At 71.4% G+C, this 16,130-nt stretch carries 15 protein-coding genes; 9 read left to right on the top strand and 6 right to left on the bottom strand.

From position 1 onward, the window contains the following. Positions 1–21 precede the first annotated feature (21 nt). Positions 22–1,563, bottom strand: coding sequence for a glutamate-cysteine ligase family protein (locus NO889_RS07520; protein WP_256411674.1), 1,542 nt, complete (start codon positions 1,561–1,563; stop codon positions 22–24). A gap of 136 nt (positions 1,564–1,699) precedes the next feature. Here NO889_RS07520 and ligA point away from each other — a divergent pair, with 136 nt between their 5' ends. The 7 genes from ligA (at position 1,700) to NO889_RS07485 (ending at position 8,556) form a co-directional block, all read left to right on the top strand. Then, positions 1,700–3,595 carry an ATP-dependent DNA ligase LigA gene (ligA, locus tag NO889_RS07515; protein ID WP_256411673.1) on the top strand — a complete coding sequence of 632 codons (1,896 nt, stop codon included), beginning with the start codon at positions 1,700–1,702 and terminating at the stop codon, positions 3,593–3,595. Between the two features lie 49 nt (positions 3,596–3,644). Continuing rightward, positions 3,645–4,502 carry a hypothetical protein gene (locus NO889_RS07510; RefSeq protein ID WP_256411672.1) on the top strand — a complete coding sequence of 286 codons (858 nt, stop codon included), beginning with the start codon at positions 3,645–3,647 and terminating at the stop codon, positions 4,500–4,502. 35 nt (positions 4,503–4,537) lie between these two features. Then, entirely contained in the window at positions 4,538–5,272 is a 735-nt protein-coding gene (locus NO889_RS07505; protein WP_256411671.1) for an MBL fold metallo-hydrolase, read from the top strand. Between the two features lie 48 nt (positions 5,273–5,320). Then, the gene (locus NO889_RS07500) at positions 5,321–5,923 is read left to right on the top strand and encodes a GNAT family N-acetyltransferase (RefSeq protein ID WP_256411670.1); all 603 of its coding nucleotides are present in this window, start codon (positions 5,321–5,323) and stop codon (positions 5,921–5,923) included. Between the two features lie 57 nt (positions 5,924–5,980). Next, the gene (gene cdd, locus NO889_RS07495; RefSeq protein WP_256411669.1) at positions 5,981–6,382 is read left to right on the top strand and encodes a cytidine deaminase; all 402 of its coding nucleotides are present in this window, start codon (positions 5,981–5,983) and stop codon (positions 6,380–6,382) included. A 61-nt stretch (positions 6,383–6,443) separates the two neighbouring features. Beyond that, positions 6,444–7,286, top strand: coding sequence for a nucleoside phosphorylase (locus tag NO889_RS07490; protein ID WP_256411668.1), 843 nt, complete (start codon positions 6,444–6,446; stop codon positions 7,284–7,286). A gap of 88 nt (positions 7,287–7,374) precedes the next feature. Continuing rightward, the gene (locus NO889_RS07485; RefSeq protein WP_256411667.1) at positions 7,375–8,556 is read left to right on the top strand and encodes an NAD(P)/FAD-dependent oxidoreductase; all 1,182 of its coding nucleotides are present in this window, start codon (positions 7,375–7,377) and stop codon (positions 8,554–8,556) included. 748 nt (positions 8,557–9,304) lie between these two features. Here NO889_RS07485 and NO889_RS07480 read toward each other — a convergent pair. Together NO889_RS07480 and NO889_RS07475 are read right to left on the bottom strand one after the other, a co-directional pair. Then, entirely contained in the window at positions 9,305–9,838 is a 534-nt protein-coding gene (locus NO889_RS07480) for an Rrf2 family transcriptional regulator (protein WP_256411666.1), read from the bottom strand. A gap of 96 nt (positions 9,839–9,934) precedes the next feature. Further along, complete coding sequence (locus tag NO889_RS07475) at positions 9,935–10,246, bottom strand: hypothetical protein (RefSeq protein ID WP_256411665.1); 312 nt, start codon at positions 10,244–10,246, stop codon at positions 9,935–9,937. A 155-nt stretch (positions 10,247–10,401) separates the two neighbouring features. On the opposite strand from NO889_RS07475, the gene rocF reads away from it, so the two are divergent. Continuing rightward, positions 10,402–11,307: an arginase gene (rocF, locus tag NO889_RS07470; protein WP_256411664.1), complete on the top strand. Its 906-nt coding sequence runs from the start codon at positions 10,402–10,404 to the stop codon at positions 11,305–11,307. Between the two features lie 203 nt (positions 11,308–11,510). Here rocF and aroA read toward each other — a convergent pair whose 3' ends face one another. After that, positions 11,511–12,848: a 3-phosphoshikimate 1-carboxyvinyltransferase gene (gene aroA / locus NO889_RS07465; RefSeq protein WP_256411663.1), complete on the bottom strand. Its 1,338-nt coding sequence runs from the start codon at positions 12,846–12,848 to the stop codon at positions 11,511–11,513. A gap of 122 nt (positions 12,849–12,970) precedes the next feature. Here aroA and NO889_RS07460 point away from each other — a divergent pair, with 122 nt between their 5' ends. Then, entirely contained in the window at positions 12,971–14,011 is a 1,041-nt protein-coding gene (locus NO889_RS07460; protein WP_256411662.1) for a metal-dependent hydrolase, read from the top strand. 32 nt (positions 14,012–14,043) lie between these two features. Here NO889_RS07460 and trmB read toward each other — a convergent pair whose 3' ends face one another. After that, the gene (gene trmB / locus NO889_RS07455) at positions 14,044–15,096 is read right to left on the bottom strand and encodes an HTH-type sugar sensing transcriptional regulator TrmB (protein WP_256411661.1); all 1,053 of its coding nucleotides are present in this window, start codon (positions 15,094–15,096) and stop codon (positions 14,044–14,046) included. A gap of 98 nt (positions 15,097–15,194) precedes the next feature. Continuing rightward, positions 15,195–16,049 (bottom strand): proteasome assembly chaperone family protein, encoded by an 855-nt coding sequence (locus NO889_RS07450; protein WP_256411660.1) that lies wholly within the window; start codon positions 16,047–16,049, stop codon positions 15,195–15,197. Positions 16,050–16,130 lie beyond the last annotated feature (81 nt).

The raw sequence follows: 16,130 nt of genomic DNA, 5'->3' as shown, positions 1-16,130 counted from the left end.
CTCGAGCCCGCCCGCGTCCGGTCACCACTCGGAGAACCCACCGTCGATGAGGGTCTCGGTCTGGCGGTCGATGTACGCTCGCTGGGTGTCGTGGACCGCGTCGGCGAACGACGCGCCACTCTCGAGCCGCTCCCGGACGCCGGCGCGCTTCCAGTCGGCCGGGGTGACGCCGTGATCGACTCGATACCTGAGGGGGGCGAGCCACGACTCCGCCTCCGCCTCCGAACAGCCGGCAGTCCGGAGGCCGGCGGCCGCGTGGTCGAGGAGATCGTCGTACATCGTTTCGGCGTCCGTCGTGTGCTCGCCGTCGTAGCCGATCCACTCCATGTCGGCGTCGAGACCGTCGGCGACCGCGGCGTAGAAGTTGTCCCGCGCCGTCTCCCACCCGAGCCCGATGACGGGGTGTTCACGCCGCGGCAGCGCGCCCATCAGCCCCGCGAACGCGGCCTGGAACGCGATCGAGTCCCGGACGGTGGGCTGTGCGGGCACCGGACGGAACTCGATCCGGGCGTTCGCGCTCGAGCGGCTCGCTCCCTCGAACACCGGACGGACCCACCGCCAGTAGGTGCCGTGTTTCGTCCGGAACGTGGCGAAGTCGTCGTCGAACCGGTCGATGCCGGTCGGTTCGGGCATGGGGACCAGCGTCTCGTCGCCCGCGATCCGGTCGACGGCGGTCTCGACGTCGGACACGTCGCGGGGGAATCGCACCTTCTCCGCGTCGGTCCGGGCGTTGAGCACGGACTCGAACACGTGGACCCGGTTCTCCGTCGCGCCCTCCTCGAGGACCCGCTCCGCGTCCCAGTCGTCGTCGTAGAGGTCCGGCGGGAGCAGCGGCGAGTTCACGCCGAGCGCTAAAAGCGGTCCCGCGATCCGGAGCGCGTACCGGAAGTGGACCGGCAGCGTGTCGGCCTGTGCGACCTGGTAGTGCGGCTGGATCGAGGTGATGAGGCTCTCCGGCATCACCGTGTCGGCCTCCAGCGTGACGCCCGGTGCCTCCAGCGTGACCCCGGCGTCGTCGCCGGCGTTCGCCATCGCGTGGTAGCGGACGGCGTCGCTCATGTTCGCGGCGACGGTCACGCCGTCGAGGTCGACGCTGTCGGTGAGATAGCCGCGGGCCGTCTCGCCCGCCGGCGGGATCGTCCAGACGCCGTCCGAGACGAGCCGCATCCCCTCGACCCCGGCGGTGTTCTCCGCGGCCTCCAGCCGGGCGCGGACCTCCGCGAGCTGCGCGCGAAGGCCGTGGTCGGAGAGGGGTTGCGGGCTCGTCGACATCTCCGCGTTGTGGAGTCCGAGTTCCTTCTCGAATCCCATCAGTTCCAGGAGTCTACGGGGCACGCGCATCAGGGCGTACTCGCCCGCGCGGGACTCCTCGCTCCAGCGGCCGTCGGCGACCGCGTAGAACTCGTACTCGAAGCCGACGATCGACTGGTGGTTGTCGAACGCTCCGTCACGTAGCCCCTGTTTGACGACCTCCGCCTCCTCCTCGGCGCGCGCGGCGAACTCCTCCGCGTCGACGGCGAGCGCCTCCCGGACGCCGTCGGCGAGGGCCGACTCGGTGCTCATGCGATGGCCCGAGGGACCCCGGTTATAAAAGAGCCCCGACCCGGATCGATCCGGGATCGGAAGCGATCCGGACCCGGACCGCACGCTCTCCGTCCCGTATCGGCGCGTTTTTGCCCGGCGATCGCCGAGTCGGGACATGGAGTTCGCCGCGTTCGCCGAGCGGGTGGAGCGACTGGAGGCCGAGCCGGCCGACCTCGAGACGACGGCGATCGTCGCGGACCTGCTCGTCGCCGCCGGCGACGACCTCGAGACGGCGACCCGCTTCCTGCTCGGCCGGACGTACCCCGCACACGACGACCGGACCCTCGACGTCGGCCCCGCGTCGTGCCGGGAGGCGATCGCCCGCGCCGCCGGTCCGAACGTCACCGCCGACGACGTGGAGGCGCGGCTCGCCGAGCGCGGGGAGATCGGCGCGGTCGCCGCCGACTTCGACTTCGGCGGCCAGCGAGGGCTCTCGGCGTTCGGCGACGGGAGCGACCCCCTCTCGATAGCCGAGGTGGACGACACGCTCCGGGAGCTCGCGGCCGCGGCGGGCGAGGGGAGCGAGTCCCGGAAGGTCGACGCGCTGTTCGGGCTGTTCAACCGGTGTGACCCGGCGGAGGCGAGGACGCTCGCGCGGCTGGTGCTCGGCGAGATGCGGATCGGCGTCGGCGAGGGAACCGTCCGGGACGCGGTCGCCGAGGCGTTCCTCGCGGCGGTCGACGACGAGAGCGACGGCAGCGAGGAGGCGGCGGTCGACGACGAGAGCGACGGCAGCGAGGAGGCGGCGGTCGACGACGAGAGCGACGGCAGCGAGGAGGCGGCGGTCGACGACGAGAGCGACGAGAACGGGGACGCGAACCGCGCGAGCGATGGGGCGTACGCGGCCGTCGAGCGCGCCCTCCAGGTGACGAACGATTACGGCCGGGTCGCGCGCCTCGCCCGCGAGGAGGGAATGGAGGGACTGGACGCCGAGCGGATCCGGATCGGCAGGCCGGTCCAGGCGATGCTGGCGCAGGCGGGGAGCGCCGCCGACGCGGTCGAGTCGTTCGGGGAGGTCGCCGTCGAGGCGAAGTTCGACGGCGCGCGCGTCCAGGTCCACTACGCGCCGGGTCCCGACGGGTTCGGACCGCGGCTCTACTCCCGGAACATGGACGACGTGACCGACGCGCTCCCGGAGATCGTCGAGTTCGTGGCGGACCGCGTGGACGTCCCGGTCGTCCTCGACGGGGAGATCGTCGCCGTCGACGACGACGGCTCGCCGCTCCCGTTTCAGGAGGTACTCCGACGCTTCCGACGGAAACACGACGTGGACCGGATGCGCGAGGCGGTGACCTGTCGGATCCACGCGTTCGACTGCCTGCTCGCGGGCGGTGACAGCGACGGAGGAGGGGAGGACGGCGACGGCGCCCCCGACGACCTCCTCCGGGAGCCCCTCCGCGCCCGCCACGACCGGCTCGTCGACGTCCTCCCGGAGGCGGCGGCTGACCTTCGAGTCGTCGACGACGTGGAGGCGGTCGAGAGGATCGAGTCGGCGGCCCTCGAGGAGGGCCACGAGGGCGTCATGTTGAAAGACCCGACGTCGGCGTACACGCCCGGCGACCGCGGTCGCGACTGGCTGAAACGGAAGCCTGACGTCGAGACGCTCGACGCGGTCGTCGTCGGCGCGGAGTGGGGGGAAGGTCGCCGCGCGGAGCTGTTCGGGACGTTCCTGCTCGCGGTCCGCGACGGCGACGGCTACGAGCCGATCGGGAAGGTCGCGACCGGGCTGACCGACGAGGAGCTCGCGGACCTCACGGAGCGACTGGAGCCGCACGTCGTCGCCGAGTCGGGGACGGAGCTCCGTATCCGGCCCGAGGTCGTCCTCGAGGTCGGCTACGAGGAGATCCAGACGTCCCCGACGTACGGCTCCGGGTACGCCCTCCGGTTCCCCCGGTTCGTCGGCGTCCGCGAGGACAAGTCGGCCGAGGACGTCGACGCCCTCGAACGGGTCGCGAGGCTCGCCGAGAACGGAGCCGGCCCGGCCGACGACGCGTCCCTCGACTCGCGTTGAGCGTGACACGCGCGAAAGTCGCTTCCCGCTCGGCCCCGTACCGGTCTCCATGCCCGACCCTCTCGGCGACGCTGCGCGACGGCGACTCGCGGAGGCGGCGACGAGCCGGCTCGCGGCGCGCGGGTACGACGTGACCCGTCCGGAGACCCGAGCGGAGCCGCCGGCGGTCGCCGCGCGGGACGGGAAGGCGCTCGGGATCGAGCCCCTCACCGAGGCGGACGCGACGCCGACGACGGTCGTCTCCCGGATCGGACACGCGCTCGAACGCGACCGTCGCGCCCTGTTCGTCGTCGCGGACGACGGCGTCGCGTCCGCGGTTCGGTCGCTCCTCACGGACCCGCCGCTCCTCGTCGACGAGGCGAACGGCCGCCGGACGTTCCACGAGGGCCCCGACCGGGTCCCGGTCGACACCGCGTCACACCCCGGAAACGCCGGCGGCTACGCCTGCGTCCGCGTCGACGATCTCGCCGGCGTCTCGCGAGGAACGGACGCCGATCCGACCTTCCGCTGGCGCGAGACGGACACGCCGGCGGGTCCGGTTCCGTCCGCCGACGGCGTCGACGCGGCCGCGACCGGACCGGACGGCCGCCCCACGACCCCGCGGTTGGTCTGTGAGGTCGACGATCGGGTGGTGGCGGTCCTCGGCGGCGTCGACGGCCTCCGAACGCCATCCGCCGGGGCGTTCCCGTACGTCTACCGACGCGACCCGACGGACAAGCGGTTCCGCGTGCGTCGTGGCGACGACGGGACGGTCGTCGAGACCGCGAGCGGCTTCGCGGCGATGCGCGCCGCCGGGTTCGTCCCGGTCCCGATGCCGCTCGTCCCGGAGCACGTCCTCGGTTCGGGGGTCGACGTCGACGACGCGTGGGACCTCGTCGTCGTCCGGGACTCGGACGTGGACGGATAGCCACGCTCAAGGGGAAACCGAACGGATCACGCGACATGACCGTCAGGTACGACGACCTCGCCGTCGAGTGGCTCGGCTACGCGACCGCCCGCGTCTCCGCCGACGGGGGGCCGGTGGTGTACACGGATCCCGGTCGATACGGCGTCCTCGACGACTACTGGGCCCGCGACGGCGACGTCGTCGTCGTCACCCACGATCACCACTACGACCCCGCAGGGATCCGCTCGGTCGCCGACGCGGACGCGACGCTCGTGATCTACGAGGGCGTCGAGCCCGACCGGATCGGCCGCGACGTGGAGTCGGTCGAGGCGCTCGCCGCCGACTACGACGTGGTCCGCGTCGACGACGAGACCCGCGTCGACGTCGAGACCGCCGACGGGACGGTCCCCGTCTGGACGGTGGCCGCGCACAACGAGCCGGACGGCCCCTGCGCGAACGACGACGGGACGGTCCCGCACCCGGAGGGGTTCGGCTGCGGCTTCCTGTTCTCCGTCGGGGACCGGACCGTGCTCTGGCCCGGCGACGGCGACGCGCTCGACGGGCTCGCCGAACTCGACGTGGGCGTCCTCCTCGCGAACATCGGCGGCGGCGGGATCGTCTCCGACCGCCACGCCGCCGCCGATATGGCCGAACGCATGGCTCCCGACCTCGTCGTGCCGATCCACTACGACACCTTCGACGACCTGGAGGCTGACGGGGAGGCGTTCGCCGGCGACGTCGCCTCCCGATCGATCCCGGTCGCGCTCGACGAGCGCTCCGTACGGCAGTGAGGCCGGGGTCGGCGAACCGTTTTTATCCTCGGCCTCGTAGGTCGGCGTATGTACGTCCGCGACGCCAAGAACCGTGACGAGGCGTGGTTACTGGACGCGATCGAGCGACTTGGGCTCGACGACGTCGCCTTCCGGTCACGGGACTACGTGATCGCGGTCGACGAGGAGACCGGCGACCGGGCCGGCTTCGGTCGGCTCCGGCTCCACCGGGGGGACGACGTGGAACGGATCGAGCTCACCGGGATCGGCGTCCTCCCGGAGTGGCGGGGACGGGGCGTCGGGGCGCACGTCGTGGAGCGGCTCGTCGACACCGCGGCCGCAGAGGGGTTCGAGACGGTGTACGTCCTCACCGACCAGCCCGACTACCTGACGCAGTTCGGCTTCGAGGCGGTCGACACCGACGACCTCCCGGCGGCGCTCTCCGACCGGCTCGAGGAGAAACGCGAGTTCCTCGGCGGCAGTGTGGTCGGCCTCCGCGTCGGCGTCGACGACTTCGAGATGCCCGACCGGCTCCGCGAGGCGTTCAAGAACGCCGACGCCGACGGATCCGACGGCGACGACGAGGGAGGGCCGGAGGAGCCCACCGAATCCGCCGAGGACTTCGGGATCGACCCGGAGACGGCGACCTACAAGTACGACACCGGCCGCTGACGTCGCCGCTCCGCCGTCGACCCGACCGCTTATCGGGTCGCCGGCCGAGGGTCGGACATGGACCTGATCGAGGCCGCGCGCGACGCCCTCGCCGACGCTCACGTCCCGTACTCCGAGTACCGCGTCGGCGCGGCGCTCCGAACCGCCGACGGCACCGTCTACACCGGCTGTAACATCGAGAACGCCAACTACTCCAACAGCCTCCACGCCGAGGAGGTCGCGCTCGCCGAGGCGGTGAAGAACGGCCACCGAGAGTTCGACCGCCTCGCCGTCTCCTCCGGCGTCCGCGACGGCGTCACGCCCTGCGGGATGTGCCGCCAGAGCCTCGCCGAGTTCGCGGACGACGACCTCACCGTGGTCTGTGACGAGGGGGACGGCGAGACGAGCGCGTACACCCTCGGCGAGCTGCTCCCGAACACGATAAACCAGGGGACGCTCGACGACGCACGGGCCCTCTGAGACGAGGACCGGTCCTCTCGAGCCGGAACTCCTTTTAAACGCCTCGCCGAAAGTCGGGGACATGACCGACGAGTACGACGCGCCGGCCGCCGGCGACAGCGAGGACCCGAACGACGAGGTCCAGTACCACCTTGAGGTCGGCGAGGGCGACGTCGCCGACGCCGTCCTCCTCCCCGGCAACCCGGAGCGGGTCGACAAGATCACCGCCCTGTGGGACGACCACGAGGCGGTCGCCGCCCACCGCGAGTACCGCACCGCGACCGGACGCTACGAGGGCGTGCCGATCTCGGTCACTTCCACCGGGATCGGCTCGCCGTCGGCCGCCATCGCCGTCGAGGAACTCGCGCGCGTCGGCGTCGACACGTTCGTCCGGGTCGGCTCCTGCGGCGCGATCCAGCCGGGCATGGACGTCGGCGACCTGGTGATCACGACCGGCGCGGTCCGCCAGGAGGGAACGAGCGACGAGTACGTCCGCGAGGACTACCCGGCGACCGCCGACGGCGAGGTCGTCTCCGCGCTCGTCGCGGCCGCCGAGCGGCTCGGCTACGACTACCACGCCGGGATCACGATGAGCGCCGACTCCTTCTACGCCGGACAGGGTCGGCCGGGATTCGAGGGGTTCGAGGCGGCCGGCTCCGACGAGCTGGTCGCGGCGCTCCGGGACGCGAACGTGAAGAACATCGAGATGGAGGCGTCGGCGATACTGACGATCGCGAACGTGTACGGCCTCCGAGCGGGCGCGGTCTGTTCGGTGTACGCCAACCGCGTCACCGGCGAGTTCCGGACCGAGGGAGAGTCGCGAGCGGCGGAGACCGCGAGCCTCGCCGTGAAGCTGCTCGCGCGCATGGACGAGGTGAAACGCGAGGCCGGCGCCGACCGCTGGCACGCCGGGCTGTCGATCTGAGCGGGCGGCTGGGGCGGTCGCGATCACGTGGTCGCCCCGCGAGAGCGGTTCCAAAGCGTCTTTACCCGCGGACCGCGGATCGATATCCATGACTACTCAGGTCGTCGTCGTCGGCTCCGGCTACGCCGGTTCCGGGGCGGTGAAGGCGTTCGAAGACGAGGTCGGCGCGGGCGAAGCGGAGCTCACCTGGATCTCCGAACACGACTACCACCTCGTCCTCCACGAGGTCCACCGCGCGATCCGGAACCCCGCCGTCGAGGACAGCATCACCATCCCCGTCGGCGAGATCATGTCCGACGAAAGCCAGTTCGTTCAGGGTCGCGTCGTCGACGTCGACACCGACGAGCGGACCGTCGAGACCGACGGCGAGGAGACGATCGAGTACGACTACCTGCTTCTGGCGATCGGCTCCACCACCGCCTTCTTCGGCATCGACGGCCTGAAGGAGCACGCCCACCAGCTCAAGAGTCTCGAGGACGCCCGCGCGATCCACGAGGACGTCCGCGAGGCGGCCGGCAACGCGACCCGCTCCGAGCCCGCCACCGTCGTCGTCGGCGGCGCGGGCCTCTCGGGGATCCAGACCGCCGGCGAGATCGCGGAGTACCGCGACAAACACCGCGCCCCGATAGACATCACGCTCGTCGAGGGGTTGGACGAGGTGTTCCCCGGCAACGACCCGCAGATCCAGGGGGCGCTCCGCCAGCGGCTCGAGGACGCGGGCGTGGAGATACTCACCGGCGACTTCATCTCGAAGGCCGACGAGGACGCGGTGTACCTCGGCGGCGGCGACGACGAGGAGCCGGAGGAGCTGGGCTACGACGTGTTGATCTGGACCGGGGGCATCACCGGCCAGGAGGAACTCGACGCGGTCGAGATCGAGAAGGACGACCGCTCGAACCGGGTGTTCGCGGAGTCCGACTTCACCACGAGCGACGACCGCGTCTTCGCCATCGGCGACACCGCCCTGATCGACCAGGGCGGCGACGACGTGGCGCCGCCGACGGCCCAGGCCGCCTGGCAGGCCGCGGCGGTCGCCGGCGAGAACCTCGCACGGGCCGCCCGCGGCGCGCCGCTCCAGTCGTGGCAACACGAGGACAAGGGGACCGTGATCTCCGTCGGCGAGGAGGCGGTCGCCCACGACGTGGTCGGCATGCCGATCAAGACGTTCGGCGGCACCCCCGCGAAGCTGTTGAAGAAGGCCATCGCCTCGCGGTGGATCGCGAAGGTCTCCTCGACCGGACGCGGCGTGAGCGCGTTCGGCGACATGTAAGACCACCTTTTTCTCGTCGGGTTCCCTCGCTCACTGCGTTCGCTTCGGGAACCACTCCTCGAAAAACCTGGAGGGAAAAAGCCGACTCCGCCGTCTCCGACGGCTCCGTCGGTGAACCGCTCGCTTCGCTCGCGGATGCTCACTACAGGCGAAGCAACGAGCGATCGCGGCGGCGTCGCCGGCGGCGGAGCCGCCGGCTGCCAGAGGCGCGGAGCGCCTCGCTGCGCCGGTGAGCGGGCCGAAGGCCCGCGAACCCGACCGCGAGGGACGCTGCGAGCGGTGCGAGGGACGAACGGAGTGAGTCCCTCGATACGCGAGCGGCGAAGCCGCGAGCCGCGAGCAGCGAGGCTGGGGAGGCGTGAGGTGCGGGACTGTGTGGGTGGGACTCAAAGGGGCAGTCGCGAGGGCGAAGTCCGACGAAGCACGCACTGAGGGAGCGAGCACCGCGAGCGACCGAAGCGCACAGCGAGTCGCACGAGTCCTCGCGACTGGGGCTTTGGTGGTCATCACCGCCCCAGCAACGATCCCCTCCTATCCATCCAACGCTCCCCCGAAACACCCGTTCTACAAGCACTCTTCAGCGACCAGTAAAATTCACTCCTTACCCTGTCTGAAAAGCATATCTCGACGGAACCGGACCCATAACCCTTCCGCTACGCCGAGCCGCGTCGCTCTCGGATCGCGGGTACGGAAACGAGTCCACGACTACCCGTGTCGGTCGCGCTCCGCGGTGGCTCCGCTCGCTGCGTCAGTGTGCGGCGTCGCCGGCGGGCGCGTGCATGTCGTCGATGCGGAGGATGAGCACGTTCGCGGTGTCGTCCTTGCCGTCGACGGTGCCCTCGATGAGCAGCTTCGAGAGCGGCGTGGGGCCGACGGTCACCGAGTCTCCCTCGTGGAAGTCGCGTACCGACCCTTGGACGTGGATCTCCGCCCGACAGAGTTCGGGGTGGTGGACGCTCGAGAGGTCGATCCCGTCGACGTTCACGCCCGCGACGGTCTCGCCCTCGTGTTTGATCGGGACGTGTGCGGGCTCGTCCATCCGCTGGATGTCGAGCGCCTCGTAGGCGTTCGACGTGGGTTTGTAGCCGCCCTTCGGGCCGGGGACGCCCTCGACGAGCTGGAGCGCCTTCAGGCTCTGCATCTGGTTCCGGATGGTCCCCGGATTGCGGTCGACCTCCTCCGCGATCGCTTCGCCCTTGACGGCGTCCTCCTCCTCCCCGTAGAGGTTGATGAGCGCCGAGAGGATGCTCTTCTGGCTCGACGTGAGTTCGATCGATGACATGGGTTCGAGTAGATGGCGACCCCGCATAAAGGCGATGGAAGTCACTTATAAATTGATCGACCGTGGCGGACCGACCCGTTCGCCCCCCGCCGGCGTTCACCCGTAGAGCCGGCGGTATCGGAGGTACGCCGCGGGGCTCGCGAACACGACGAGGAGCCCGATCGCGGCGAGAACTACCCCGACCTCGCCGAGGAGGACCCACAGCCCGAATCCGGCGAACGCGATCACCGACCCCGTGAACGCGACGGTGATCACCGCCCCGGCCGGGCCGATCTCCTCCGGACCGACCGGTCCCGGCTCGCGGTCGCTCCCGGTCGCGTCGGTCCCCTTCGCGTCGGTCCCGTCTACGGCGTTCCCCTTCGCGTCGGTCCCGTCTACAGCGTTCCCGTCCGCATCGTCCCCGGCCATGCGCGTTCGTTCGGCGGCGACGAGGAAACCGTGGCGGATCCGGCCTCCCGCGGATCCGACGGTGGCGAATCCGACCGGTCGCGGAGCCGGTTCTCCACGGCTTTGATTCTCCGTGAACCCACTCCTTTCAAGCGGCGGGGGGTCTCCCTACCGATATGACGAGAGTCAGAATCATCGGCGCACCGACCGACTACGGAGCCAACCGACGCGGGGTCGACATGGGCCCGTCGGCGATCCGCTACGGCGGACTCGCAGACCAGCTGTCGTGCGCGGGCGCCGAGGTCGTCGACGCGGGTGACCTCCCGGTCCCGCGCGCCGAGGAACGGGATCCGGACACCGACGCCCCGAAGGCGGGCGACGCGAAGTTCCTCCACGAGGTCGCCGACGTCTGTCGTCGGCTCGCCGACGAGGTCGACGGGACGCTCGCCGACGGGGCGGTCCCGCTGGCGCTCGGCGGCGACCACTCGATCGCGATCGGCTCGCTCGTGGGGACCGCCCGCGACACCGACGTCGGCGCGGTGTGGTTCGACGCCCACGCCGACCTCAACACCCCGTCGACGACGCCCTCAGGTAACGTCCACGGGATGCCCCTCGCCGCGGCGCTCGGGATCGGCGAGTTCGCGGACACCGAGTGGGCGAACGCGACGGGGCTCGAGCCGGAGAACGTCGCGCTCGTCGGGCTCCGATCGGTCGACGACCCGGAAGTGGAGCTGTTGCGCGAGCACGGGTTCTCCGCCTACACGATGTCCGACATCGACGAGCGGGGGATCACGGACGTGACGGAGGACGCCCTCGCGGCCGCCTCGGCCGGCGTCGACGGCGTCCACGTCAGCCTCGACCTCGACTGGCTCGATCCCAAGGAGGCGCCGGGCGTGGGGACCCCGGTCCGCGGCGGGGTCACCTACCGGGAGGCCCACAGCGCGATGGAGATCGTCGACGACGCGGGCTGCCTCCGGTCGATGGAGCTCGTCGAGGTGAACCCGACGCTCGACCAGCACAACGAGACGGCGGAGCTCGCGACGGAGCTGGCCGCCAGCGCGTTCGGCAAGCGCGTGATCTAGGGCCCGTTTTCGGGACCGTTCCGGGGCTCCGAACCGTTCGGTTCCCCCTCGATCGCACGGACCGTTGCCCCGCGCGTATCACGCGCGACGTGGAACGGGGACGGCACCGTCACGCCGGTGTGGTCGTCATCGGCTCGTCGCCCGAGGGCGGCTCCGACCGTCCGGCGACCTCGACGACCCCTCCGAGACCCGTTTGACCGCGTTCACGCCCCGCGGTCGACCGTCGCGCCGAGGTCGGCCATCGTCTCGAAGAACGTCGGGAACGAGACGTCGACGTGTTCGCCGCCGCGGATCGTCGTCGTGCCCTCCGCCGCGAGCGCGGCGACCGCGAGCGCCATCACGATCCGGTGGTCCGCCCGACCGTCGACGGTCGCGCCGCGGAGGTCGCTCTCGGAGCCGTGGACCGTGAGCACGTCGGGCTCCTCGGTCGTCGCCGCGCCGAGCCGCTCCAGCTCCTCGGCCATCGCGGCCACCCGGTCGGTCTCCTTGTAGCGGACGTGCTCGCAGTTGGTGATCCGCGTGTCGCCGTCGGCGACCGCGCCGAGCGCCGCGATCGTCGGGAGCAGGTCCGGCGTGTCGCCGACGTCGACCTCGACGCCCGAGAGCGCGGACCGCTCGACCGTGATCACGCCAGCCTCTCGGTCCCACTCGATCGACGCGCCCATCCGGTCCGCGACGTCGACGATGGCGGCGTCGCCCTGCGCGCTCGGGCGGGCCCCCTCGATCCGGACGGCACCGTCGGGAGCGGCCGCGACCGCGCCCGCGGCGACGAGATAGGAGATCGACGAGAAGTCGCCGGGGACCGCGTACCGGCCGCCCTCGGGGGCGTACGTCTGGCCGCCGGGGACGACGAAGCCCGCCGCGCCGTCGGCGGTCTCGCTGCCGACCGGGTCGGCGGTCACCCCGAAGTCGGCGAGGAGTTCGAGCGTGATGTCGACGTACGGCGCGGACTTGAGCTCCGTCGTCAGCGACACCTCGACCCCGTCGTCGGTGACCGCGCCGGCCATGAGCAGGGCGGTGACGTACTGCGAGGAGACGTCGCCGGGGATCGCCACCTCGCCGCCCGAGAGCGGCCCGAAGACGACGAGCGGGGCCTGCCCGTTCCCGCGGGTCGACTCGGCGCGGACGCCGAGGTCGGTGAGGGCGTCGAGCAGCGGCCCCTGCGGACGCGACCGGAGCGAGGCGTCACCGGTGAGGACGGTCCCGCCGTCGCCGAGCGCGGCGGTGCCGGTCACGAGCCGGGTCGTCGTCCCCGAGTTCCCGCAGTCGATGACGTCGTCCGGGACCGCGGGTCGGCCGTCGAACCCCTCCACGTCGACCGCGTCGGTCTCCGCGTCCCACTCCGCGGGGACCGGATCGACGGAGCCGCCGAACGCGATCACGGCACGGGCGGTCGCGCGCGTGTCCGCGGAGACGAGCGGCGAGGCCACCGTCGCGCCGTCGCTGTACCCCGCCGCGAGCAGCGCGCGGTGCGTGTAGCTCTTCGAGGGCGGCGCGCGCGCCGTCCCTCCGACCGCGGACCGAGTGACGTGAACGTCCATACCGCCCCATGTCGCGCGCGTCGGTAAGTGAATACCGGATGCGACGTGCTCACGTCCAAGTCGAGGCACGATCGCACGGCACCTGCGAGGCGCTTATCTCTCTCGCGGTCGTACGCGCCGACGTGTTCGTCGGCCACGCGCTGCTCGCGTTCGCCCTCGCGGCCCTCCTCGCGGACCGGCTGGGCTGGCCCGCGGAGCGCGCGCTGGCGCTCGGCGCGGTCGCCGGGGCGTTCGCCGCGCTCCCCGACGTCGACATGGCGTACGCGGCGATCGCCATCGACTTCGGGAGCCTCACCGCGGAGTCGCTGACGCGACCCAGCACGCTCTGGGACGCCACCCGCGAGGTCCACCGCGCGGTGACCCACTCGCTCGTCGTGTCGGTGCTCGCCGGGGGCGCGTTCGGCCTCTGGGCGGTCGCGTGGGACCGTCGACCGGCCGTCCGGGCGGCCGGCTCCCTCCTCGCGGTCGGCGTCTTAGCCGCGATCGTCGGCGTCGGGTCGGCACAGAACGGCACGCTCGGGCTGGTCGTCCTCGGGACGTTCGCGGTCGGCGGGCTCGTCGTCACGACGCTCGGTCGGCTGCGGACCGACCTCTCCGGGCGGGCCGTCGCCGCCGCGGCCGTCCTCGGGCTGTGCTCGCACCCGTGGGGCGACCTCGTCACGGGCGAGCCCCCGCGACTGTTGTACCCGTTCGACGTCCGTGTCCTCGACGGTCGCGTGCTGCTCCACGGCGACCCGACCGTCCACCTCCTCGGCGCGTTCGCGCTCGAGCTGGCCGTCGTCTGGCTCGCGGCGGTCGCGGTCGCGACCGTGACCGGCCGGTCGTGGCGGGACGCGATCGATCCGCGCGCCGCGGCCGGGCTGGCCTACGGCGTCGCCGCCGTCCTCATGGTGCCGCCGACGCTCGAGGTGTCGTACCACTTCGTGTTCTCGATCCTCGCGGTCGGCGTCGTCTGCGGCGGGGCGTCGCTGACGACCGGGTCCGCCCGCCCGATTCCGCGGCCGAGCGCGTCGCGTCGCCGTCTATCCGCCGCCGCGCCGTCGGCGTTCGGGGGGACGTTCTCCGCGCTCGCCGGGATCACGGCGGCGCTAGTGGGGTACGCGGCCGTGTACCTCGCGGACGAGGCGCTCTCGGCGGTGCTGGTCGGGCTCTTTTCGATCTGAGACCACTACGGCGCATCCGGAACCGTCGCCGATCAGATCGCCGGGGGCTCCTCGCGGCCGATGACGATCACCTGTCCCTCGACGTCCTCCAGCGCGGCGACGCGGCCGCCGATCTCGACGCGGCCGTCGTCGGTCTCGACCACGAGCGAGGCGACCTCCTCCGTGTCCTCGAACGCGACGTCGACGACCCGGCCCCGTACCGTGACGGACCTTCCCGTCTCGATGTCGCGACCCTCGACGGTCGCGTAGAAGTCGTCGCCGTCGAACTCCCGGACGTCCTTGACCGCTCGCCGGATCGAGGCGTATCGGCGCGGGAAGGGTCGGGCCTTCCCGTCGGCCGCGAGCGTCTCCGCGGTCGTCCACAGGACCGTCCCGAAGAAGCCGGAGACGAGGAAGCCGAGCGCGGAGCGGTTGAAGATGACGCCGTACCGCTCGCGGTCGTCGCGGAGGGCGTCCTGGGTCGCGTACACGGAGTACTCCCCGTCGCCGACCGCGAGGACCGGCGTGGTGATCCCCCTGCGTGCGCGAGCGATGGTCGCGACGTCGAGGTAGTCGAAGTCCTCGGGGTCCGGCGCGCGGGAGGCCGGCGTCACGAGGAGCTCGACGCTGATGCCGTTTTCGACCTTCAGTTTCAGCTCCTCGCGGAACCGACGGAGGAGGTCGGGCGTGAGCGAGACGGCGAGTTCGTACTCCGCGCCGCGTATCACCTCCTCGAGGTAACGCAGGATGGTCGAGCGGGACTTCACGAGCGACACCGCCTCCGTCTCGCGGGTCGGCGCGGTGTAGCGCGCCTCGAGCTCGTCGACCATCTCCGTGAACGACGAACGAAGTTCGTCGAACGCGTCGTCCGGATCGACCGCCACGATCTTCATCGGACGTGACTCGCGGAGCTCGACGAATCCGCGGTCCGCGAGGCTTCGCACCGTGTCGTACACCCGCGGCTGCGGGATGTCGGTCCGGTCGGCGATGTCGCTCGCGGTCAACTCGCCGTGTTCCAACACCGCGAGGTACGCGTCGATCTCGTACTCTCCCAGGTTGAACCGGTCCCCGACGTGATCGAGCGTCGCCCGGAGGTCGTCTGCCATGTTCGGTCCGTCGGCCGCATCCGGTATAGCTTTTTACTATGAGATGAGTTGTACGCGATTCTGGAGACGGATACGTCGACGACCGCGCGGACGCCGGCTTACATGTACATCCGGTCGTAGGTACCCTCCGGCTCGCGCTCCTCGATCCGCTCGGCGAGGTCCTCGTAGTGGCGGCGGATCTCGGCCGCGAACGCTTCGAGGGGGCCGGCGTCGACGTCGAGGTCGTAGAGGTCGGTCGCCGTCTCGACGAGCCTGACCGCCGCCTCAACGTCGGGGGCCTGTGCGTGGACGGGCGTGACGAACAGGCCGACGCCGAGCGGGGAGTCCATCCCTCGCTCGAGCAGCGCGGCGTTCACGCCGTCGAGGAAGCCCGACTCCATCGGCGGCACCGTCGCGTCCGCAAGTCGGGACTCCCGGTAGTCGTCCGTTGCGACGTAGAACGTCCGGTGGGCGTCGGGGCCGTGCGGGATCGGAACGCCCGCGAGGACGGCGACCTCGTCGACGTCGTTCGCGGCCGTCCACTCGAGGACCGATTCCGCGAGCGACTCGCCCAGATAGGGGGGGACGAACTGCTCGGCGACGAGGACGGTCACGTCGACGTCGTCCGCGGAGTACAGCCGGGTCGGGTGGCGCGGTCGGCCCTTCTTGAAGGGCGTGATCGAGGGGAGCCCCTCGGCGGTGACGTGGCCTTTGACCTCCAATTCGAGGTGTTCGATCAGGTAATCGACGGCGGTGAGTCCGGCGAGACCGTACGAGGAGAAGCCCGCGATGAGCGTCTCGCTCGGCGTCGACTCGTGAGTGACGCTGAACGTCGCCCGACGACCGAAGGTCTCGCGGCTCGGGGCGGGCGGGCCGCGGCCGATCGGGGTGTCGTCGTCGTCGTCGTCGCGGTCGCGCGGGGTGTCGATCGCATCGAGGGCGGTGTCGTCGTCGCGGTCGTGCGGGTCGGGCATGCGTCCGACTTCGACCGGACCGATGTTATGGTTTCCCATGAGGTGCCCCGACGCCGGTCGCCCACCGCGGGATCGTCGAGG

Origin of the sequence: Halorubrum rubrum (genome assembly GCF_024494685.1) — an archaeon.
Taxonomy (GTDB): Archaea; Halobacteriota; Halobacteria; order Halobacteriales; family Haloferacaceae; genus Halorubrum; species Halorubrum rubrum.
Note: the sequence above shows the minus strand (reverse complement) of the source record. Positions and strands in the feature narration are given on the sequence as shown.

What these genes read in the sequence shown, in the direction of transcription:
- NO889_RS07520 (WP_256411674.1), bottom strand. Translation starts at nt 1,563, where the DNA reads ATGAGCACCGAGTCGGCCCTCGCCGACGGCGTCCGGGAGGCGCTCGCC.
- NO889_RS07505 (WP_256411671.1), top strand. Translation starts at nt 4,538, where the DNA reads ATGACCGTCAGGTACGACGACCTCGCCGTCGAGTGGCTCGGCTACGCG.
- NO889_RS07450 (WP_256411660.1), bottom strand. Translation starts at nt 16,049, where the DNA reads ATGCCCGACCCGCACGACCGCGACGACGACACCGCCCTCGATGCGATC.
- NO889_RS07485 (WP_256411667.1), top strand. Translation starts at nt 7,375, where the DNA reads ATGACTACTCAGGTCGTCGTCGTCGGCTCCGGCTACGCCGGTTCCGGG.
- NO889_RS07490 (WP_256411668.1), top strand. Translation starts at nt 6,444, where the DNA reads ATGACCGACGAGTACGACGCGCCGGCCGCCGGCGACAGCGAGGACCCG.
- cdd (WP_256411669.1), top strand. Translation starts at nt 5,981, where the DNA reads ATGGACCTGATCGAGGCCGCGCGCGACGCCCTCGCCGACGCTCACGTC.
- rocF (WP_256411664.1), top strand. Translation starts at nt 10,402, where the DNA reads ATGACGAGAGTCAGAATCATCGGCGCACCGACCGACTACGGAGCCAAC.
- ligA (WP_256411673.1), top strand. Translation starts at nt 1,700, where the DNA reads ATGGAGTTCGCCGCGTTCGCCGAGCGGGTGGAGCGACTGGAGGCCGAG.
- aroA (WP_256411663.1), bottom strand. Translation starts at nt 12,848, where the DNA reads ATGGACGTTCACGTCACTCGGTCCGCGGTCGGAGGGACGGCGCGCGCG.
- NO889_RS07510 (WP_256411672.1), top strand. Translation starts at nt 3,645, where the DNA reads ATGCCCGACCCTCTCGGCGACGCTGCGCGACGGCGACTCGCGGAGGCG.
- NO889_RS07475 (WP_256411665.1), bottom strand. Translation starts at nt 10,246, where the DNA reads ATGGCCGGGGACGATGCGGACGGGAACGCTGTAGACGGGACCGACGCG.
- NO889_RS07480 (WP_256411666.1), bottom strand. Translation starts at nt 9,838, where the DNA reads ATGTCATCGATCGAACTCACGTCGAGCCAGAAGAGCATCCTCTCGGCG.
- NO889_RS07500 (WP_256411670.1), top strand. Translation starts at nt 5,321, where the DNA reads ATGTACGTCCGCGACGCCAAGAACCGTGACGAGGCGTGGTTACTGGAC.
- trmB (WP_256411661.1), bottom strand. Translation starts at nt 15,096, where the DNA reads ATGGCAGACGACCTCCGGGCGACGCTCGATCACGTCGGGGACCGGTTC.